17 protein-coding genes are annotated in these 20,901 nt (G+C 64.1%); 1 reads left to right on the forward strand and 16 read right to left on the reverse strand.

The genetic code is table 11. The features are described 5' to 3' along the window. Positions 1–45: 45 nt before the first annotated feature. From ACSQ27_RS14985 to tviB, 16 genes are all read right to left on the reverse strand, one after another. The gene (locus ACSQ27_RS14985) at positions 46–1,440 is read right to left on the reverse strand and encodes a hypothetical protein (RefSeq protein ID WP_436156301.1); all 1,395 of its coding nucleotides are present in this window, start codon (positions 1,438–1,440) and stop codon (positions 46–48) included. Continuing rightward, positions 1,437–2,966 (reverse strand): capsular polysaccharide export protein, LipB/KpsS family, encoded by a 1,530-nt coding sequence (locus ACSQ27_RS14990; protein ID WP_436156302.1) that lies wholly within the window; start codon positions 2,964–2,966, stop codon positions 1,437–1,439. Before ACSQ27_RS14990 ends, ACSQ27_RS14985 begins: the two co-directional genes overlap by 4 nt. Next, a complete protein-coding gene (locus ACSQ27_RS14995) occupies positions 2,963–4,510 on the reverse strand; it encodes a hypothetical protein (RefSeq protein ID WP_436156303.1) in 1,548 nt (515 codons plus the stop codon). Before ACSQ27_RS14995 ends, ACSQ27_RS14990 begins: the two co-directional genes overlap by 4 nt. 5 nt (positions 4,511–4,515) lie before the next feature. Continuing rightward, the gene (locus ACSQ27_RS15000; RefSeq protein WP_436156304.1) at positions 4,516–5,241 is read right to left on the reverse strand and encodes a methyltransferase domain-containing protein; all 726 of its coding nucleotides are present in this window, start codon (positions 5,239–5,241) and stop codon (positions 4,516–4,518) included. Positions 5,242–5,250: 9 nt separating this feature from the next. After that, a complete protein-coding gene (locus ACSQ27_RS15005) occupies positions 5,251–6,150 on the reverse strand; it encodes a phytanoyl-CoA dioxygenase family protein (RefSeq protein WP_436156305.1) in 900 nt (299 codons plus the stop codon). A gap of 202 nt (positions 6,151–6,352) precedes the next feature. After that, positions 6,353–7,414, reverse strand: coding sequence for a hypothetical protein (locus tag ACSQ27_RS15010; RefSeq protein WP_436156306.1), 1,062 nt, complete (start codon positions 7,412–7,414; stop codon positions 6,353–6,355). Then, entirely contained in the window at positions 7,414–8,508 is a 1,095-nt protein-coding gene (locus ACSQ27_RS15015) for a hypothetical protein (RefSeq protein ID WP_436156307.1), read from the reverse strand. The genes ACSQ27_RS15010 and ACSQ27_RS15015 overlap by 1 nt, the downstream gene beginning before the upstream one ends. An 11-nt stretch (positions 8,509–8,519) precedes the next feature. Continuing rightward, the gene (locus ACSQ27_RS15020; protein ID WP_436156308.1) at positions 8,520–9,959 is read right to left on the reverse strand and encodes an MBOAT family O-acyltransferase; all 1,440 of its coding nucleotides are present in this window, start codon (positions 9,957–9,959) and stop codon (positions 8,520–8,522) included. Positions 9,960–10,092: 133 nt separating this feature from the next. Beyond that, positions 10,093–11,382, reverse strand: a complete 1,290-nt coding sequence (locus ACSQ27_RS15025; RefSeq protein ID WP_436156309.1) for a hypothetical protein — start codon at positions 11,380–11,382, stop codon at positions 10,093–10,095. Beyond that, entirely contained in the window at positions 11,379–13,169 is a 1,791-nt protein-coding gene (locus ACSQ27_RS15030) for a hypothetical protein (RefSeq protein ID WP_436156310.1), read from the reverse strand. Before ACSQ27_RS15030 ends, ACSQ27_RS15025 begins: the two co-directional genes overlap by 4 nt. Continuing rightward, positions 13,162–13,977 carry a hypothetical protein gene (locus tag ACSQ27_RS15035; protein ID WP_436156311.1) on the reverse strand — a complete coding sequence of 272 codons (816 nt, stop codon included), beginning with the start codon at positions 13,975–13,977 and terminating at the stop codon, positions 13,162–13,164. The genes ACSQ27_RS15030 and ACSQ27_RS15035 overlap by 8 nt, the downstream gene beginning before the upstream one ends. Before the next feature lie 47 nt (positions 13,978–14,024). Then, positions 14,025–14,666, reverse strand: coding sequence for an acyltransferase (locus tag ACSQ27_RS15040; protein WP_436156312.1), 642 nt, complete (start codon positions 14,664–14,666; stop codon positions 14,025–14,027). Next, positions 14,660–15,895 (reverse strand): ABC transporter ATP-binding protein, encoded by a 1,236-nt coding sequence (locus ACSQ27_RS15045; protein ID WP_436156313.1) that lies wholly within the window; start codon positions 15,893–15,895, stop codon positions 14,660–14,662. Before ACSQ27_RS15045 ends, ACSQ27_RS15040 begins: the two co-directional genes overlap by 7 nt. Before the next feature lie 7 nt (positions 15,896–15,902). Continuing rightward, on the reverse strand, positions 15,903–16,733 hold the full coding sequence (locus ACSQ27_RS15050) for an ABC transporter permease (protein WP_436156314.1): 831 nt from the start codon (positions 16,731–16,733) through the stop codon (positions 15,903–15,905). 30 nt (positions 16,734–16,763) lie between these two features. Next, positions 16,764–17,828, reverse strand: a complete 1,065-nt coding sequence (locus ACSQ27_RS15055; protein ID WP_436156315.1) for an NAD-dependent epimerase/dehydratase family protein — start codon at positions 17,826–17,828, stop codon at positions 16,764–16,766. Positions 17,829–17,835: 7 nt separating this feature from the next. Next, a complete protein-coding gene (gene tviB, locus ACSQ27_RS15060) occupies positions 17,836–19,128 on the reverse strand; it encodes a Vi polysaccharide biosynthesis UDP-N-acetylglucosamine C-6 dehydrogenase TviB (RefSeq protein WP_436156316.1) in 1,293 nt (430 codons plus the stop codon). 557 nt (positions 19,129–19,685) lie between these two features. Here tviB and ACSQ27_RS15065 point away from each other — a divergent pair. Continuing rightward, positions 19,686–20,900: a hypothetical protein gene (locus ACSQ27_RS15065; protein WP_436156317.1), complete on the forward strand. Its 1,215-nt coding sequence runs from the start codon at positions 19,686–19,688 to the stop codon at positions 20,898–20,900. Position 20,901 lies beyond the last annotated feature (1 nt).

Below are 20,901 nucleotides of genomic sequence, written 5' to 3' on the forward strand. Positions count from 1 at the left end.
AGCCTGCTGTGCGGCGGCTGGGGCCGGTGTTCGGGTGGGCCGGCATCAACTTGGCGTCCTCGCGATGTGCTCGACCAGGCGCAAACAGGCCTTCCCGTCAAAAAGGCTGCGGGCCGGCATCCGCGACATGGCCTCTTCCATCGATTGGCGGGCCTTGTCGTCCCTCAAACAGGTTTCGCACAGGGCATACAGGGATTCGCGCGTCAGGGCCGGCTCGACGCCGGGTTCGTTCGCGAACAGGGTGTAGCCGAAGCCGTAGTACTCCAGCGCGACCGAAGGGACGCCGAGCAGCTGCGCCCAGGATATCGTGCTGGAATACGCCACAAACAATTGCGCCGCCGGCAAAATCTCGCGCAGCGGCTCGGTGGCGATCGCCAGGCCGAAGCGGCCGGCCAGGGCCTGGTAGGCGGCCGGTTCCTGCCGGGGATGCAACGACACCAGGACGTTTTTACCGTTCAGGCGCGCCATGGCCTCAAACAGAAAGCCGGTTTCGTTTTGCTGCAGCGTGTCGTCGGTCAGGCCGTGCTCGCTGAGGGGCGGCAGGGCCACCAGCACCAGCGGCTGGGCGGGTGAAAAACCGTATTTCTCGTCCAGCTGCCCGCGTATGCGCTGGCGATCCTGGTTCATACGCCACAAGGTGTCGTGGCTGCATTGCCCGGTGACGACGATTTTGCCGGCCTGCACGCCCAGCTCCCGCATGGTCGCGGCGGCGGCTTCGTCGGTCGCGCTGACCTTGTCGGCCGTCCCCCCGCCATAAGACCAGGGCGCCGGAAAAAGCAGGCCGCAGCGGCGCAGCGCCAGGTACTCGCCGGGCCGGAAAAACAGCACCTGCCGTCCCTTGTCATCGGAGCGGACGCCCTGGGGGTAGTCGCGCGCGATGGAGGCTTTCAGGCCTTTCCACGGTCCGTTCGCCAGCTGGTAGACGGGGCTTGAACGCCTGAAGGTATCGGTGGCCACGTCGGATTTGCCGAAGGCCACCGAAAGCGTCAGCATGCCCAGGCGGGTGGCTTCGGAGAGGATGCCCTGGTCGACGCGGATGTCGCGGTCGTCGGCGGTCAGCACCGCCGCGCCATCGGGTCCCAGCTTCAGGATGCGCCGGGCGAAGCTCCGGCCCCGGGCAATCGCTTCCGAGGTGTCCAGGAAGTCCGCAACCAGCTGCAGGCCCGCCTGCCTTGCCAGGCGGCCCAGCCTTCGCAGCAGGGCGTAGGCGACGTAGGCCGCCAGCGATGCCATCCCGGCCTGGCGCCAGGCCTGGGAGTTCGTGCCGGTCAATTCGGCGCCGGGCGGCAGGGGCCGGGGCAGCAAATGCCAGAGGCCGTTGGGCACCACCAGCACGAGTTTGTAGCCCTGGGCCGACAGCTCCTCCGCCAGCAGGCAGAACTCCGCGACGATGGGCCGGCGGCTGCAAAGCAGGTAGACCCGCGTGCCCCGGGTGCTCATGGGTAACGCGCTTCCACGAAAGCCACCAGGCCGGCGCTCATGGCCCGCGCCGCATCGTCGTGCGCGAGGTGCTCGGCCTGTTCCAGTTCCGGCTCCAGCACGCCCTGCAGGCAGATGCGCGAGAACGCCAGGCACAGCGCCGCGACGGCATCGAGCTGCGGCTTCCAGCCGCCGGCAATGCGCCGGAGGGCGTCCGACAGCGATGCGCGCGAAGCTATGGCCAGCACGCCCGCGCCGTCCCGGTACCAGGCCGCGCCGAACAGCAGCACCGGGATACCTTTGCACATGGCGTCCCAGCCGACGCTGCCGGTCACGGTGGCGACGGCTTTTGCGCCCGAGACCAGCTCCGAGGTCTCCACGTCGCGCGAGACCAGCACCACATTGGGATGCGCGGCGATGGCGTCGTAAAACGCCTGGGTGCGCTGCATTTCGCCCCAGCCGAAGGGCTGCAGCTGCCAGGGGTGCTCCTTGACGTAGAGCTTCCAGTCCGCGGGCAGGGTTTTGGCCAGCATGTCCACGATCAGGGTCTGGTCGCCAAAAACGCCGCCCAGCGGCACGGTGGCGCGTTCCGGCTGGTAGTGCAGCGCCAGGAACACATAGTCGTGTTCGGGATCCAGGGGCTTGCATAGCGCGTCATAGCGCCGCATGAGCTTGCGTTTAAGCACCAGGCCGCGCAGGCGGGCCAGCAGGGTTTCCGTCCAGCCGGCGCGCTCGTGCGGGTAGGACGCCGACCGCAGGTAGGAATTGCGCATCGGGCCGAAACCGTACTTGCGCCAGAGATTCACCGCGCGCCGCAATTCGTAGACCATGGCCCGCCCCAGCGGCGGCACGGCGGCGCGCCCCTGGAGGCCGTAACGGGCGAGCTTCTTCTGGTAGTTGGCCGGCACGTCGGCCTGGCCCTGGGTGGAGTTCACAAACCACTTCTGGAAATCCCCCGGCAGTTCCGATGCCTGCGCTGTGGGGCGCTCCCTGAGCGCTGAACGCAGGGCGTCGGAGCCCAGCGTGAAGCTTTCGATCGGAAACACCCATCCCGGCATGCCCAGGCGTTCGAACATCACCGTGGCGATGCCCAGGTGGCGGGCCAGCGCAAACAGCACGTAGTCAAAAACGATGTGGGGCGAAATCGAAAAAACGATCAGGTCCGGCTTCAGGGCTTCCAGCGCGCCCAGCCAGTAGCGGAGCAGGCCGTAATAGTGCCTGCGGCGCTGGTCGTGGGTAAAACCCTTGCCGCTGGCGATGTCCATCCTGTCCATCATGTGCAGCGCCGTGATTTCGGCGCCCGACAGCGCGGCCAGCAAAGCCGGGTCCAGGGCGGGCTGGGGCCAGGCGGCGCTGTGGCCGGGCATGCCGAGGGCCGCATCGGGGCCGGCGATAAACACCGCCTCCGGGGCCAGGCGCGACACCGCCGCAGCGTCGTCCGCGGGGGCCGTCCAGAGCACGGGCTGCCATGCGGCGTCCCGGCGGCAGTGGTCTGCGAGGGAGCGCCAGACGGCGCCGGCGCACTCGATGTAAAAAACGCGTTTCAAAGAGGGCCTCGCGAAACAATCTGTGCCAGCAGCTTCTCAAGCCGGGCGCCGGCCTGGCCGTCCAGCCGGCCCCAGTTGGCGGAGACGGCCGCCATTTTCTGTGTCAGGGTTTCACGCCACGCCGGGTCCGCGCAGATTTTTTGCAGTTCAGCCCTGAAGTCCTGTTCCGACTCCACGTTGATGCAGCCCGGCACGTCCAGGAAATCGCGGTAGCGCGTCAGAAAGCAGTCGAACAGCAGGGTCGGCTTGCCGCAGGCAATCGCCCATGAGGTGATGGACGAGCCGTTGAGCGTCGTGAACGCATCGCAGGCGGCGACCAGGTCTTCCACCCCGCCGCGCTGGCAGGCCAGTCCCTGGGCGCGCGCCGCCGCGTATTCCACGTCCAGCGTTTTCGGGTGCACGCTGACGATGACCTTGACGCCGTGGCGCAGTTCCGCCTGCTTCAAGGCCAGGGCCCAGGCCGAGGCCAGTTCCTCGTAGCCGGCATAGGCAATCGGCCGGCCGGACAGCCAGGCAAACATGTTGACCGGCCAGCCGCAGAGCAGCAGCGGCTGATGGGGCTCGAACCCATAGGCCTGGCTGAGCCCTTCGCGGATGTCCTGGCGGGTGCCGAGCTTGCGCGCCAGCAGGTCCTGGACCGGTGAACCGATGACGTGCAGCCGCGAGCGCTCCAGGCCCAGGCTTTCAAGCGTGTCGGCCGCGACTTTCGAGTCGGCGGTCACCGCCTCCGCAGGTTCGGACAACGGTGTCCAGGGCTTGCCGTGAATAAGCCCGCTGGTTTCCAGCGCGAGGGCCCGGTAGCCCGGAAGCCGCAGCACGCTGCGGCCGTCCTGCCGCAGCAGCCAGTGGGGATACATCCTGGCCACCAGGCGGTTCAGTGCGCCGGTTGCCGCATCATGGTCGGGCCGCGCCTGGGCATAGTCGGCGGTTTCCTGCAGCGAAAACATGGCAAAAGGTGCGATGAGGCGGGGAATGCTCAGCTTGCCGGCCGCGATCAGCAAAAAAGACAGGTCACTGCCGACGCCGTCCTGGCCCACGACCAGCAGCGAAGGCTTGCGCGATTCGAGGATGCGCGAGAGTTCCTGGTAGCGCTGGCGAAAGCGGCGGGCATCGCGCGAAAAATTCGCGGCTTCCCGGCCCAGGTTCCTGGCCGCGCGAAAGGCCTCCACGGCAAAACTGCCGGCCATGAACAGCGGGATCAAGGCCATCGACAACAGCGAGCGCCCCGCGGAACGGCTTGGCTTGCCCTCAGGCAATTGCGCGGGCGGGCTGTCGATGGCCACCGCCAGGCGGGCGGGAGCCATGGGCGCCTCGGCGGGTGCGGCGCCGTCCTGCAAACGGCCGTCCGCGTCCATCCATTGAAAGCCGCGCGCGATCACTTCCGCGCTGTCGGCCGCCAGCCGGCGGTAGCTGCGCTTGGCAAAGAAAAACAGGGGCGGGGCGACCAGGGAATTCCGTCCGGCCTCCGCGATCCGGAGCAATTCGGGAAACTCTCCGTACTCCAGTACCGCGAAAAGCGCTTGCGATGGAGGCTGCTGCGCCATGAAGCTCAGGGAGCGCCGTGCTTGCGCAGCACGATGATTTCCCGCTGCCAGAACAGCGGGGCGGTCAGGCGCTCGATTTTCAGCAGCATCGCGTCCGACACCATGCCGCCGCGCGGGCCGGTGAGGAAGCGGAAGACCCGGAGGTAAATTTTGGCCCGCGTCAGCGCGGCATCCAGGCGGACCCGGGTGACGACGGAGGCGTCCAGCTGATTCAGCACCGCCGCGAGGTCGTCGCCGTCCAGGATCATTTTTTGCCCCTTGACCACGGTCAGGGTTGGCCTGCGGCCGTAGTCGAACACCATCAGCCCGCCGGGGCGCACGATGCGCAGCATTTCCGGGAGGATTTTCGCCAGACCGCCTATGCCCGAAAGGCTGCGCAAGCACATCACGTTGTCGTAGGCGCCGGTTTCCACCGGGATGCCGGCCGTCAGGTCGCCGGTCTGCAGCTGCGACGCGGGGTACTTTTGCCGCACGTGCTCCACAAATTCACCGGAAAGGTCCATGCCGTCATAACGCGTGACCCCCGGCATCCTGCCGATCAGCCGGCCTATGCCGATGGTGCAGTCGAACAGGCTGCCCGTGAGCAGCGGGGCGAGCGTCTGCACCTCGATTTCATCGCGCAGCACGTCGATCCGGTTGCCGAGTTTGCGCTCATACCTCGCGACGGCGTCGGCGCCCTGGTGCAGCTGGGCGTACTTTGCGCGGGAGGCTGAAATATCGTTTTCGTTCATGGGGGGCAGTCAGGCTTTCGCGTAGGGCAATTGGTAATGGTGTTTGTGCTGGCCGACCGGCTGGCCCGCGGCCATGGCCGCCCGCATCCGGGCAGGCATGTCGATGACCTTCAAGCCCGCGGCATTGCACTGCGCAATGACTTCCGGCGAATACCGGGCTTCGGACCACATGGCCAGCCGCTCGGAGCGGTTCAAAAGGTATTCACAGTGGCGCTCGAGGTGCTGGTCGTCCAGTGCGTAGGAGATCCAGAACCCGGTCCTCTCCACGGGCGGGAAGGGGGCCTGCATGAACTCGGGCAGTCTTTTCTGCAGGTAAGGTCCCAGGGGCAGGCCCGGGAAACCGCGTATGCAACGGCCCAGGCCGGCGTGCTGGATACGCATGCTCCACACCCCCGCGTCGCCGATGCCGGTGTTCAGGTAGCGGTCATGCAGATGGGCTTTCCAGCCGCGCAGCACGCGGTTGTGCGAGTCGCGCCTGACGATCAGGCCACCCGAGCTGGACGAGTGGTCCTGCAGGTAGAGGCCGAACCGCACCAGGGAATAGCGGCCTTTCCAGTCCGGGGCGTCGAGGTCGGAGCGGTCCGTGTTGTCCCTGTGCCATCCGCCGACGTCCTTGCCGGGGGTGTAGCCATGGCCCACGACGGCATAACCGCCGTCCCCGTAGTAGGCAAGGTTGTCGCCGCCCAGCAGCTTTTTGGCCACCTGGATCAAGCGCTCATCGTGCACCCAGTGCTGCAGGTGGCGGTCGGCGAGCGCGTCCACCACCGGCTCACCGCCTTCTTCACGACCCTTGAGGGAGGCGAACACGTTCTCCCGCATCGTGGCGAACTCCTGGGCGGAGAACATGTTCTTGAGGATCAGGTAGCCATCGCGCCAGAACTTGTCGTTATCTACATTGAATTTCAACATCGCAGGCAGCTTTCAGGTAACGCTGGAACGGGTGGTTGGGGGGAATGTGTATTTTAAAGCGCGCGGCGTGGGGCTCAATGGACAGCCGGAGTCCAAAAGGCCGTCCAGTATCCCTCATTTGCCTCGGCGGACCCTCCCGTGATGACCGTACGGTTTGAGCCCCAATATCGGGTGTATTCGCGGCCCCCGTTCGGCCTGGTGGCTAAGGCCGGCTGGGGTTTTTGCCTTGAGAGAAGGCTAGCACCCGCTCAAATGCAGCAGGAAAGAGGAACATGTCGCTCATGAAGTCCTCAGTCCCTACGCCGGGGACCTTGTAGGACCCATACAGTTTGGCCCCGGCCTGTTCTGCGAGCGCCGTACTTGCGGCTTGTGTCGTCTGCAAGGCAAGACACATGGCGGGAACTTCGCACTCAAAAACCCTCGGGTGGTATGGCGCCAGTACGAACGACACGGAAACACCGCTCGAAGAAGCTTTCTTCAAGAGTTTCCGGAAATCTTCCAAGGCAGCCTCGCTGGGAGGTCCTGGAAGCAGTTTGTAGGAGAGGTGCCTGGCATCCCACGTCCGCAGCATTTTTTGCCGGTATTCCAGGGAGTACTCATGGCTTCCATCGGTCAGGGTCGCGGCCTCATGGTTATTTCTGGGTTCGGCCGGCATGACCCGGTACGCTTTTACGGGAGCGCTTGGGCTGCTCCTGAGGTTCTTCAAGGCGTAAGTGGGATCTAGGAGCTTGCCTCTTTCGGGCTGAACCGCGCAATCCGCCCGTTGCAGGGAGAAAAAACGCACCGCGTTGCAGTACTCCTCTCCCAGTTCGTAAAAACGATCATCCGCCCCGGGCTGGAAGGTCCAGTGGTCAATATTGATGAACAGGTGCTTTGACTGATGGGTGATCGCAAGGTGGGCATAGATGAGGATGTCCTCGAAGGACCCACCCGATACGCCCAGATTGACGGGTTGACGGCATTCCGGGGCAACCAGCCTGATGGCCTTGGCCTGGATGGTCATGGCGCGGCTTGAGCCGATCACATGGCAGTCTCCCGCCTCCGCCAGCACTAGGGCACGCTTGATCAGTCGCTCATCCCCGACAGCCACCAGCCCGCCCTGGGAGGCAAACAGCTTCTTCGCATAGTCGTCGGCTCTGTCGGCGGTTTTCTTGGGGATCCCGGACGTGAAGCGCCCGTCGGTATCAATGGTGGAATTGATGCCTGATATGGCAAAAAGGGCAACACCTATGCTTGCGAGAAGCGCCAATATGATTTTCAACATCACTTGGGCCGCATCAGTGCTTTTGCCGAAAGCAGCTGCCGCTCAATACACGACTCGCGGGGATGGATGTCGTCATAAAACTCGTTTTGCTGGCAGTTGGCCGCGGCGGGATCGTAGGAGCCGCGCACCTCGATTCCCAGGGAGTCGGCCTTTGCGCGGATCTTTTCCTCCAGGTGCTGCATGGCCGGAACGTGGCGTATCAGCTGTGGATACATCTCCGGGTGATAGGCCGGCAAGTAAATGACGACATTCTCTTTTCCCTTCTCTTTGAGGTGGACCATCAGGGCCCAGAACATCGTCCAGTACCTTTCGTCTATCTCTTCAAATTTGTTCAAGGCGTAGAGCGGGGGCTGGCTCCGTTTTTTGACGTACGCGGAAGTCTCTTCCGGTGTTCTCGATGCGAACTTGAGGTTGTACATGCGCGAGCCGTCGGAGCGAATCGTGTCGCGCAGGGGGTCCGGCGAGGTTTCCGTTTTTTCGCCGTAGTCAAAGCGTCCCTGGCGTATGCGGTTCAGCAGGCCCAAGGCAGAGGTCTTGCTGTACTCAAAATTCATGAGCTGGCGCCAGCGTACGTTGCGCGAGCAGCGCAGGCCGCTGGAAAGATTGGGCAAGCCAACCAGTCCAAGGCCGTTGCGGTAGTCGTCGCAGACACTCAGCCATCGATCCTGGTCGGAATTTGCATTGAAGATCCATGGATCGGCGCCGACGATGAACTTCTTGCCGGGCCAGCCCGAGACCATCTGGGTGATTGCAATGTGATCTTCGATGCTTGCGCCCGAGACCGACAGGTTGAGCACCGATTTGCCCAGCATGTCGGAACTGATCTGCATCGACCGCGAAGAGCCCAGGACTATCCATTCCGGCTCGGTCAAGGGTGCTTTTTCGGTCCGCATTTTCTGAAGAATGCGTTCGTCGTAGTTGGACATGCCCACGACATATTTGCCTTGTCCCAGTATTTTCGCCATGCCCCGTTCGTATTGGTGGCCCCAATCGAACAGTTTGGCAGGGTCGACGTAGAGATTGACCGCCGCGGTGGCCAGCACCATGAACGCCGTTGTTCCAGCCGCGCGAATGAGAAACCGTGTGTTGAACATGCGCTGGGGGCTCAAAATTGAAAGTAGAGGAATTCTGATTTTTTATCAAGCATCAGAAGACAGAGCCACAGTGACAAGCCCACAAGCCAGGGTGTCGCCGAGCTCAGGGCCCGCGCGGTGCCCGATGTTGCCGGAGCGGAGAGTTTGCTGACTATTTCGTTGCTGTTGGGCAGGCCCCAGACCATCGCCAGCCCCGTCGCGATCCAGAGGGTGTTGCTGAAATTCGAGACCGTCGCCGATCCGCTTCCAAGCCCGAACATGGCCGAAAGAACCGTCAAGGCCGAGCTCAGGTCCTGCGCCCTGAAAAACACCCAGGCAATGGCGACAAGGGTGAAAACGAACAAGCGCTGCAGCGCCGCCAGCAGCGGGCCTTCAAGGAGATGAAGGACATGGCGGAGCCTGGCGGACAGCAGGTGGTTCGCGATCAAATACGTGCCGTGCAACGCTCCCCATACAAGAAAAGTCCAGTTCGCCCCGTGCCACAGGCCGCCCAGGAGCATGGTGATGCCCAGATTGAGGTATCGCCTGAATTCTCCGTGCCGGTTGCCGCCGAGAGGGATGTACAGATAGTCGCGAAGGAACTCCGACAGCGTGATGTGCCATCGCCTCCAGAAGTCGATGATCGAACGGGACTTATAGGGGGAGTTGAAATTGATCGGGAGTTCGATGCCAAAACATCGGGATGCACCGACCGCCATGTCCGAATAAGCGGAGAAATCAAAATACAACTGGAGCGTATAGGCCAGTGCTCCGCACCAGGCGTCGGCGGCCGAGATTGAAGACCCGGATGCCGCCATCTCAAATACCGGGGTGGCATAGAGGCTGAAATTGTCCGCAAGGAAAATTTTCTTGACGAGCCCGATCACGAACAAGGTCATTCCGCTGGCGAAGGTCTCGCTGTTGACGCGGAAGGCCAAGCCCGCGTCGAACTGCGACATGACCTGCTTGTGATGGATCAGCGGCCCGGCAATCAGGTGGGGAAAGTAGGTCACAAACAGCGCATAGCGGACAAAACTTTTCTCGTTGGCCAGGTTGCGGTAGGTGTCCGTGAGAAAGGCTATTTGCGTGAAGGTGAAAAATGAGATGCCCAGGGGCAAGGCAACGGAAGCGCTTGGCCAGTGCAGGCCGGTTTTTGCCAGCTCATGAACAAAGAAGTTCCAGTATTTGTAGTACCCCAGCAGCGAGAGGTTGGCCGTAATACCCGCCACCAGCAGGAGCAGGCGAACCCTGTCGGCCTTGCTGCGGCCGATGAAAAATCCGATGACAAAATTGGCTGAAAAAGACGCCACCACGAGCAACAGGTATCGCTTGTCCCACCACCCGTAGAAGGCAAGCGAGGCAATGGTCAGCCAGACCAAGGCGAACTGCAAATTGCGATTCAGGCTGGCCCGGAAAACGAGAAACACCAGCGGAAAGAAGATGAGGATGAATCCGTAGCTATTGAAGAGCATGGGTCTTGGACCGCTGTATAGGGCAAATCAAGCTTGCTCTATGGGTGGAAAAGCTAAAGGATTTAGCCCGTGATGGGATGCGCTGGATGTTCAGGTCCTGGTCCGGGCGGCGTTGCATGGGCGGATGTCGCGCTTAAGCCGGCGTGAAGCAAAACACCTTCGCAGCCCCGCGATGCCCCGCGGTGGAGGCATAAAGCCTCTCGCCATCGGTGCAGAGCCGGTAAACCCACCAGCCTCCCTCGCCGGGCCCGGGATGGCCCAGCTCGGGCGGCCCGACCGGGCGCCAGCCATGGCTGCCATCCAGCATCCAGATTTGTGCGGGGCGGCGCGTGCCGTGGCCGGTGGCCACCACCAGGCGGCCCTTGTAAACAATCGCGTCGTTCATGATGAGTGATTCGGCCATCAGGGCGGGTGTTGCGCCCACCGCCAGCGGCCCCCAGCGATCGCCGTCGAACAGCCACACGCTGGAGGCGCCCTTGGGCGTGTCTTCGGGGCGCGACACGGTGGCCACCAGGCACTCGCCGAACACGCCCAGGCTGAGCACGAAGGGCAGGCCTTCGCGCGCCCAGCTGCCGCGGATGCCGGCGCCGCCGACTTTTTCCCAGGAGGTCCCGTCGTAGCGCCAGACCGCGCTGGCCGGGCCCGTCAGCCTGCCGGTGCCGGTGCCGGCGTACAGCATGCCCTTGAAGGCGACCAGGCCGTAAATGGTGCGCGCCCCCGCGCCCCAGCCGCCCTCGGGGTCCGGCAGGTAGGTCCATTGATTATTGGCGCCCAGCAGGGCGACGCGCGGATGGCCCCACTGGCCCATCACCACCTGCCCGTTCCAGGACGCAAAACTGTAGGGCCCGCATTTCTCGCCGAGGGCCAGGCCTTCGCTGATATGGGTCCAGCGGTCGTCCGACAGGCGCCAGACGCCGGTTTTTTCGGCGGCCAGCAGCGTGTTGTCGTCCAGGCTGAACAGGTGGTCGACGAAGGAATCGTCCGCCCGCCAGGAGCCGGCCAGGTCGCCGCCCACCTGGGTGCAGGCCTCATCGGAGAGGCGCCACACCTGGCCGCCGGGGCCGTCGGCCTTGGGGCCGGTCAGGCTCGCATGCAGGGCGCCGCGGTGCATGGCGAGGCCGCGCACCTTGTAAAAAGCATCCGCCGGCCAGCCGCGGCCGTCGCCCTTGCCGGCGAGTACGGTCCAGCGGCCGCTGTCAAACGGCGAGGCGCCGGAAGGGCTTGGCAGTGCGGGCGTCTGGACCGCCATCTGCAGCTGGTAGCCGAGTTCGCGCTCCACGGCCATGGCCTCCACGGCACGCGCGGCCGCGCGCAGCTGCCTGAATTCGGCGCGCAGGCGCGGCAGCCAGCGGCGCAACACGGCGGCCGCCAGCAGGAGGCCGCACACGGCGGCGAGTAGGATCAGGAGCCATAGCAGGATCATGGATGTGCCGTCCCGGTCGGGGTGGTTGGATGGATCAGGAAAGAGGCCAGTTGCGCCACGCCGGGCGTGCCCGCACCAAAAGCATACGCCGCTGGCGGCCGACCGTCGTCGCCGGTGGCGCGCAGGGCGTCGCGAATGCCGGCCAGCATGGCGGGCAGCGCGGCCGCGTCGCGGGCGATATAAACGTTGTCGTTCAAGGCCTGTGCGGGCGGGGTCTCCTGGCCCGGGAACTGTGTGTAGCGGTCCGCGCTTCCCCACAGCAGCACGCGCTTGCCCATCTGCAGCGCCTGTTCAACCGTGGTGGAAAAATGCGCGACCAGCAGGTCGCTGCCCGCGAGCTGCTCGAGAAAATCTTCTTCCACGCCGCACACCACCACATTGCGGCGATGGCCCAGCCTGGACAGGACGACCTCGGAGTCGACCTCTCGCTTGGGCCTGACGCGTATCGTGAGTTCGACACCGTCAAGTTGTTCCACCGCGTCCGCCAGCGCCGACAGGCCGTCCATGTACTCGTCGGCGGTTTCCGCGATCCAGGGAAAGAAGTCCGACCAGTTCTGGTAGTTCCCGGCGTGCAGGATGCGCAGGGGCCGGCCGGGTTCGCGGCTTTTTGTTGCCATCGGATAGTCAAGCCGCACATCGCGTGCCCGCACTGCGCCGGCCAGGTCCCGTGAGCCGCTGACCGGCGACCACAGGGCCGCCACATCCACCAGAGGGTTGCAGGTCCTCTGATTGAAAAGGACGTCGAGCACCGCCGCGGCGGTTGGGGACGCGGAGGGCGGGTTGGAATTGTGGTTAAAGATGACCCGGGCCGCCCCGGCGTTTCCCGCCGCTTCCATCAGGGAGGCGGAGATCCAGGAATTGGCTTCATAGCTGGTGGCGCTGGGCGCCGCGAGCAGGCGCATCAGCTCGGCGCCTTCGGCGGTGATGGCCAGCATGACCGGGATGACCTGGGAAAAGTAGGGCTGGTAGAGCTTCCAGGCCGAGCGCACCTTCTCGTCGCGCAGGGCATGGCCCAGGCCTTCGAGGCTTGCCAGGACCTGCCGCACGCGCGGCGCATCGGGGTGCAGCGGCGGGATCGCGAAAGTGCGTGCCGGGCCGCGGTTTTGCAGCTCCCTGAACCCGTCGGCGTAGTCGCTCCAGCTCCCTTTGGTGGGCTGGAACACCGCGATGGTGGCGCCTTCGTCCTTGAGCGCCTGGCGCAAGCCGTTCTTGAGTTTGGGGGAGGGCGCGGCAACCCATGTCCCGCCGCGGCCGGCTGCCATGCGGGCCGAGACCTTGCCCAGCAAGGCATATAGCCAAGGGCAGGGCGGGCGGGCGCCGGCGATAAAGTGGGCCTGGCCGTAGCTCCAGATTCTCGGCAGCATGGCGCGATGCAGGGCGGGCCAGTCGGGCGCCTCGACCCAGTGGCCGGATTGGTCGCGGACCTGCCAGGGCCCCGGCGGCAGGGTTTCATGCAACCGGTAAACCAGGCTGGCATGGCCCCAGACGGACTGCCTGGCCATCAAGGCCACCGAGGGTGGCAACCCGGCGGATGCGGCGGCGGCGTCAAGATCGTCGAGCGCGGCGCCCGCCGCGGCCACACAGGCCTGGTGCCCCTGGCGGGAAAAGGCCGGAAGGGTGCCCTGGACCGCGATGCCCGCTTCGCGCGCCGCGAAGAGCGCCGAAGGCGACAGCGCCACGGCGGTGGCGCCTGCCGCCAAAGAAGGCGCCAGCGCTACGTCTTCGCGGTCGAAAAAAACGACGGTGGCGGCGGTATCCACGGCTTGCGGCAAAGCCGTGTCAGGCAAAGAGTTTCTTGACCTGGTTGAGGAAGCCGCCTTTTTTCAGGAACAGCTCGGTGGGCAGGGACAGCGGCTTGTCGGTGATCTGCTTGCCGGCGATCGCGGGTGTCCAGAACAGCACGTCGCGGCCGGTGTTGGAGTACTCGCGCTGCTCGACGCCATGGAAGGAGTGGTCGCACTTCATGAAGAACAACATGGAGTTGGGCACGTACTCGGCCGTGTACGCGACTTCGAAGTCGGCGTACTCAAAACGTTCGGAGTCCCAGTCGGTGAAAGACGGATTCCGGGCCCTGTAGAAACTGGTGCCGAAGGGCTTCTGGGCTTCATCCTTGGGCAGGTAAAAGGCGCCCACCATGGTTTTGCTGCCGGAGTCGGTGTGCGGCGAGATGGCGAAGTTGGAGTAGTCGCGCACCAGCAGGCTTCGGGGCTCTATGCGGACCGTGGAAGGCCCGGTCGCCGCTTTTTTGAGCTGCTCCTTGCGGTAAGCCGCGTTGACGTCCAGGAAGGGCTGGAACTTGGCGGTGATCCTGTCGAGGAACTCCTGGGAGTGGATCCAGGCTTCGAATTCCTGCCAGATCGCGCGGCCGCCCTCGGGGAATTTGTCCAGGGTTTTCGCGGACAGGTCCAGGCCCAGGCGCGATTCATAAGGCGCGGGGAAGCGGTCGTAGCTGTCGTTGACCGGCAGCCCGGCGATCAGTTTTTCATAGTACTGCGCAGGCAGCATGTCGCGCATGTAGAAATAGGGGAAAGGGTCGGTGACGATCGCCACTTTTTCGAGCCTGGTGTAGAGATGGTCTTTGATTTCGTTGTTCATGACAGCACTCAATGGGTAAAGATTTTGGGGGCCGGCGGCGAGTCGCCTTATTCCTGGCCGGTCTCGGGTTGCGCTTCAAAACGGTTGCTGACGACGCGGGCCGGCGAGCCGACCGCCACCGAGCCGGGCGGCAGGGACTTGTGCACCACCGTGGCCGCGCCCAGCACACATCCTTTTCCTATGGTGACGCCGTCCAGGATGCGGCAGCCCGCGCCCATCCAGACGTCATCCTCGATCTTGATCCCGCTCTTCGTCAAGCCCTGTTCGCGGATGGTCACCGTGGTGTCTTCAAAGCGGTGGTTGGCGGGAATGATGACGGTATGCCCGGCGATGCGCACGTCGTTGCCGATTTCGCAGCCGCCGTGGCCGTGGACCAGCGAATAGGCCTGCACCGTGCAGTTTTGCCCGATGGTGACAAAGCCGCCTTTTTTGCCGGTATGGACCATGGCGCCGGGCCCGATGTAGGAGCTGTCGCCGATGCGGATTTTCCCGGTCTTGTGGCAATGGATGAGCGCATGGGCGTCAATGATGACGTTGCGCCCCAGTTCCACGTTTTCAGGAAAGCCCGTGAAGATGGCGGTGGGGTGGATGCGCACGCTGTCGTCGCAGCGCGGCACGCGCATGGGCCAGAACAGCCACTGCATGCGCCGCAGCCAGAATCCGAGGCGGGAATTTCGGGGGATCAGCAATTGGAACTCCAGTCCTGGTCCACGTGGAATGAGCCGATCTGGTAGGTCTTGTGGGCGAAGTAGTCGCCCGCCATGACGGTGAAGCCCAGCGCCCGGTTGACCTTGTCCTCGAGGTAGCCGTTGCTCCAGAGCGAGACGTCGGCGGTGTATTCGCCGGACATCAGGGCCAGCTTGGGAATGGTGCAGCGGGCTTCGCCGGAGCTGCCGTCAAAGACCAGGTCCTGGCCGGGGGATTCGTTGGTCAGCAGGGCCACGATGCGGTCCATGTTGTCGCGGATCGAAAAGCGCGCCACGAGTTTTTCCTGTACCTGTACCGGCTCTTTGGCGGTGATGGAGAAAACGATGGTGGCGGGGCGCCCCGTCGAGGGCGGCCGGCCGGCGTCATCGCCGATCGTGAGGTCGGTGATGTGCAGGTTGCCCTTGCCGCTGCGGTCTTCCCGGCTGCCGATGCCCGACACGGTGGCCTGCGCGGTGGAGGTCAGGTAGGAGGAGACCACTTCCGATGCCGGCCCGTCGAGCTTCATCTGGCCCGACTCCAGCCAGATGGCGCGCGTGCACAGCGACTGGATGGCTTCCATCTGGTGGCTGACGAACAGCACGGTGCGCCCTTCGGAGGCGACGGTGTTCATGCGGCCCAGGCATTTGCGCTGGAATTCGGCATCGCCCACGGCGAGGACTTCGTCGATGACGAGGATTTCCGGGTCCAGGTGCGCCGCGACCGCGAAGCCCAGCCTCACGCGCATGCCGCTGGAATAGCGTTTGACGGGGGTGTCCAGGAATTCCTCGACGCCCGAAAACGCGACGATCTCGTCGAACTTGCGGCCGACCTCGCGGTGCGTCATGCCCAGCAGCACGCCGTTCATGTAAATGTTTTCACGGCCCGTGAGCTCGGGGTGGAAACCGGTCCCGACTTCCAGCAGCGAGCCGATACGGCCGCGCACCCTGATTTCCCCCTCGTCGGGCGTCGTGATGCGGCTCAGCAGCTTGAGCAGCGTGCTTTTGCCGGCGCCGTTGCGGCCGACAATGCCCAGCACTTCGCCTTCCTTGAGTTCAAATGAGACATTGCGCAAGGCCCAGAAGCCCTTGCCTTTTTCCTGCGCATCCGCTTCGTCCGCGCCCTTGCGCGAGAAAAAACCGGCGACGCTGTCGCGCAGGGTCTGGTAGGGCGCCATGCCGCCCAGCTTGTAGTGTTTGCCGACGCCGTCAAGGCGCAGTATCGAAGCAGTCATCTGAGTGTCAAAGCCGATCCACAAAGTCTTTTTCGAAGCGGGCGAAATACACCAGCCCGCCGATGGTCAGAACCACGATCGAAAGGGATGAAACGATCAGGCTGGACATGTCAGGCGGCCGGATGCCCAGCAGCGACCACCTGAAGCCGTCAATCACGCTGACCATGGGGTTGAGCATGAACAGCCATTTCCAGCTGTCGGGGATCATGGACGTCGGGTAGATCACCGGTGTCACGAACATCCAGATCTGCGTCAGGAAAGGCATGGCCTGCTGCACGTCGCGGTATTTGGCGTTGATGGCGCTCAGCCACAGGGCAATCGCCAGCGCGGAGGCCAGCGCCAGCAGGATGAAAACCGGCGCCAGCACGACTTCCCAGCCGGGGTACACGCCGTACCAGACCATCAGGGCGATCAGGATGCCGAAGGAAATGGCGAAGTCGACCAGGCCGGAAAGAATCGACGACAGCGGGGCGATGAGCCGGGGGAAATAGATTTTTCCCATCATGCCGCCCATGGTCACCATGCTGGTGCTGCCCTGCGTCAGGGCTTTCGAGAACAGCTGCCAGGGCAGCAACGCCGTCATGACGAACACCGGGTAGGGCAGGTTGTCGGACGGCAGCCCACCGAGCTTGCCGAAGATCACGGTGAACACCACCATGGTCAGCAGGGGTTGCAGGATGGCCCAGAGCACGCCTATCGCGGTCTGCTTGTAGCGGATCTTGATGTCGCGCGTGACCAGTATCCAGATCAGTTCGCGAAAGCCCCAGAGCTCCCCGATGTCGGGGAAGCCCCAGCTTTTTCGGCTGGTGATGAGGACGGTGGTGTGGTCTTTGTGCATGTGCGGTGTCTGGCTGTCGAGGGGGCAAATCTATCGGGAGGCAGCCGCAGCGGCCGCCTGGCCCTGCAGGTTGCGCACATACCATGCCGTGGCTTTTTGCAGGCCGGCTTCGATCCGGTAGGCCGGGGCATAGCCCAGCAGCCTGGCGGCCTTGCTGATGTCGGCCAAAGAATGCCTGACGTCGCCCGAGCGGAAATCGCGGTAGACCGGGGCGGCGTCGCGCACCGCGGGAAATTCCGGCGACAGAAAGCTCACCAGGTAGCGGTAGAGCTGGTTCAGCGTGGTCTGGTCGCCCACCGCGACGTTGTAGACCTGGTCGGCGGCGTCGGGATGGTCGGCCGTGGCGGCCAGCAGGTTGGCCTGCACCGCGTTTTCGATGAAGCAGAAATCCCGGCTGGTTTCGCCGTCGCCGTTGATCAGCACGGGTTCTCCGGCCAGCAGGGAGGCGGTCCACTTCGGGATCACGGCCGCGTAGGCGCCGTTGGGGTTCTGGCGTTGCCCGAACACGTTGAAATAGCGCAGGCCTATGGTCTTGAAGCCATAGGTTTTGGCAAACACGTCGGCGTAGAGCTCGTTGACGTATTTGGTGACGGCATACGGCGACAGCGGCTTGCCGATGTTGGCTTCGACCTTGGGCAGCGCCGGGTGGTCGCCGTAGGTCGAGCTGCTGGCGGCATAGACAAAACGCTTGATCTTGGCATCCCGGCCGGCGACCAGCATGTTCAGGAAGCCGCTGATGTTGGTGGCGTTGGTGGCGATCGGGTTGTCGATGCTGCGGGGGACGCTGCCGAGCGCGGCCTGGTGCAGCACGTAGTCCACGCCGGCGCAGGCCTTCTGGCAGTCCTCAAGCTCGCGGATGTCGCCCTGGATGAACTGGAACCTGGCCCACTGTTCCGCCGTGACGATGGCCTGCACGGCGTCCAGGTTGTGCTGGTAGCCGGTGGCAAAGTTGTCCAGCCCGACCACACGCTGGTCCAGCTTGAGCAGGTGTTCGAGCAGGTTGCTGCCGATGAAGCCGGCCACGCCGGTCACCAGCCAGGTGGCGGGATGGGCGGCAAGATGGGCTTGCAGCTGTTGATATTTGGGGGTCGACATGGTGTGATCAGAGCCGGAGGTCCGACGCCTCCGCGGGAAGCAGGTATTTGAGGTCGTACAGGACATGAGTGGCGCTGCCCAGTTTCCGTATGGCGGCCTGGCCCATGTCCTTGAACTGGTGATGGGCGACGGCCAGGATGATGGCGTCGTAGGCGCCGGCCTGCGGCTGCGCCACCAGGGAGATGCCGTACTCCCGCTGGGCTTCGGCCGCGTCGGCCCAGGGGTCGAAGACGTCGACCACGCAGTTGTAGTCCCTGAGCTCGGCCACCATGTCGATGACCCGGGTGTTGCGCAGGTCGGGGCAGTTTTCCTTGAAGGTCAGGCCCATGACCAGCACTTTTGCGCCGTCCACGTGGATGCGCCGTTTGGTCATGGCCTTGACGAGCTGGGCCACCACATAGGCGCCCATGCCGTCGTTGAGGCGCCGGCCCGCGAGAATGATTTCGGGGTGGTAGCCGATGGATTGCGCCTTGTGCGTCAGGTAGTAGGGGTCCACGCCGATGCAGTGGCCGCCGACCAGGCCGGGTCGGAAGGGCAGGAAGTTCCACTTGCTGCCGGCCGCCTGCAGCACGGCTTCGGTGTCTATGCCCATGCGGTTGAAGATGATGGCCAGTTCGTTGATCAGCGCGATGTTGAGGTCGCGCTGCGTGTTTTCGATGACTTTTGCCGCCTCGGCGACCTTGATGCTGGCCGCCCTGTGCGTTCCGGCGACGATGATCTCGTTGTACAGGCGGTCCACCAGGTCGGCGGTCTCCGGGGTCGAGCCGGAGGTGACTTTTTTGATGTTGACCAGGCGGTGCTGCTTGTCGCCGGGGTTGATGCGCTCGGGCGAATAGCCGGCGAAAAAATCGCGGTTGAACACCAGGCCGGAGAATTTCTCGAGCACCGGCACGCAGTCTTCTTCGGTGGCGCCCGGGTAGACGGTGGATTCGTAAATCACGATGTCGCCGGCTTTCAGCACCTTGCCGATCACTTCGCTGGCGCGCACCAGCGGCGTGAGGTCCGGCCGCTTGTGCTCGTCGATCGGCGTGGGCACCGTGACGATGAAGCAGTTCGCCGCGGCAAGGTCCTGCGCGTTCGCGGTGAAGCTGAGGTGGCTGGCGGCGCGAAGCTCCTGCGGCTCGGTCTCCAGCGTGTGGTCATGGCCCGATTTCAGCTCTTCGATCCGGGCTTCATTGATGTCAAAGCCGATGACCGACCTTTTTTTGCCGAACTCCACTGCCAGCGGAAGGCCCACATAGCCAAGGCCGATGATCGCGATCCTGATGTCGGGTAATTTGTTCGGGTGGGTCGGCGACATATCAAATGACTGGTTTCGGATGTTCGAGGGGGTGCTTTCGCCCCGCCGCCTCGCGTTGTTAATGGCTGTATCCCGGCTTCACCCGCACCGGCCGTCTGGGGTTTGGGTACCGGGCAACCAGTTTAGCTTTTGCCGCGGCTTGGCTGAAAAGGGTGCTCAAGGCCGCCGCTTCCCCGAAATTGGTGCCCACGCCGCATCGGCATGCCGGGTTTTGCAGGGTGGGCGGTGTCCCCGGGAAGGCGGCCGCCAAGTTTAAGCTGCATTTGGCTTCGATCCGGGCTTTCGGCCCCAAAAGCGGGAAACCGGGCGGGTTTTGCCGGGGAAAACAGCCCGCCGCCGCGAAAACCGCCGGGGCGGCGCGGCGGGCGGAATTTTTCAGCTTGCCGGATGCGGCACAATTTGATGGCCGAGCCAAATACTCGCGACAATCACCAACCCGGCTTTGCCGCGGCCGTCCACAGGCGACGCGCCGCAGGCAAGGCGAGCAGACCGAGCAAAGACCCCCTAGAGGCGCCATGCAACCCAGAACCCGCAATTTAACGCTTTGGCTGATCGGAGTGGCACTCCTTTTTCCGCTGTTTATCCAGCTGTCCGGCGGCATTTACAACAGCGCCCGCTATGTCATCGATTCCGGTGGCGTGCTCAGCACCTTGCCCTTGCCGATTTCCATCGCCGCATGCGTCTTCGGCATCCTGGCGCTGGCCCGGGACCGCCGCCAGGCCGTGCCGGCCGCGGTGTTTATCGCGGTGCTCGCCGCGGCCATGCTGCTGTCCATGGTGTTCGCGGGTGAAAACCTGGACATTGAAAAGCGCAAGGCCCTGTTGGCGGCGCAGTTCCTGCTGCCCACCATGGGCCTGGTGCTGGGCCAGCTGGTGCGCGACGAAGAGGATGTGATCCCCCGCGCCTTCATGTGGGTGCTGATCCTGCTGGTGCCGGTGCAACTGGCCGTGGGGTGGTGGCAGAAGACGCTGACCTTGACCCACTATTTCTATTTCTTCAGCATCTACCAGCATTTCCAGTTTGTGCCCGTCATCTTCATTGCCGCCTACTGCGTGGCCATGGCCTATCTGTGGGAGCGCCACAAAACGCTGCTGCGCTGCCTGAGCGTGGTCATGGGGGTGTATGCGGTGGCCAGCGCGTCTTTCCTGGCGATCGGCCTTTACGGCGGCTTTGTGGTGCTGTTTTTCTCGCGGAAGATGCTGGGGCTCAAGACCGCCCGCGTCGCGAGTTTTGTGGCCTTCGGCCTGGGCATCGTGGCCGCGATCCTGGCCATCGGCGTGTATTACGGCCTGGCCAAAACCAACACCAGCGTCGCCGATGACAACGGGCAGTACGTGGGCAAGTTCGACACGCTGGTGGAGGGCAAGCTGCCGGTGAATGTGCGGGACCGCCTCGGCGACTGGGCGCTGTTTCGCAACGGGATCACCGAAAACACCCGCACCCTGGTGTTCGGCCACGTCGAGCCCTTGCCGCGCGCGGTCAAGACCAGCGCCCACAACTGGTACCTCGATTTCACCTACAGCTTCGGGCTGGTGTCGCTGCTGCCGATGCTGGCGCTGATCGTCTTCACCGCTTACCTGGTCTGGCGGCGCCGCAAATCCATCGCGGGCCAGACCTGGTGGCTGGCGGCGATGGTGGCTTTCCTGGTGCTGGTCGACAGCAATTTCAAGGTCACGCTGCGGCAGCCTTACCCGGGCATCTTTGCCTATTTCCTGTGGGGTTTGCTGCTGTCGCGCCTGCGCCCAGCACCGGCCGACAGGCCGGGCGCCTAGC

It is taken from the genome of Polaromonas sp. LjRoot131 (assembly GCF_964252805.1).
In the GTDB taxonomy this organism is placed as follows: domain Bacteria; phylum Pseudomonadota; class Gammaproteobacteria; order Burkholderiales; family Burkholderiaceae_C; genus Polaromonas.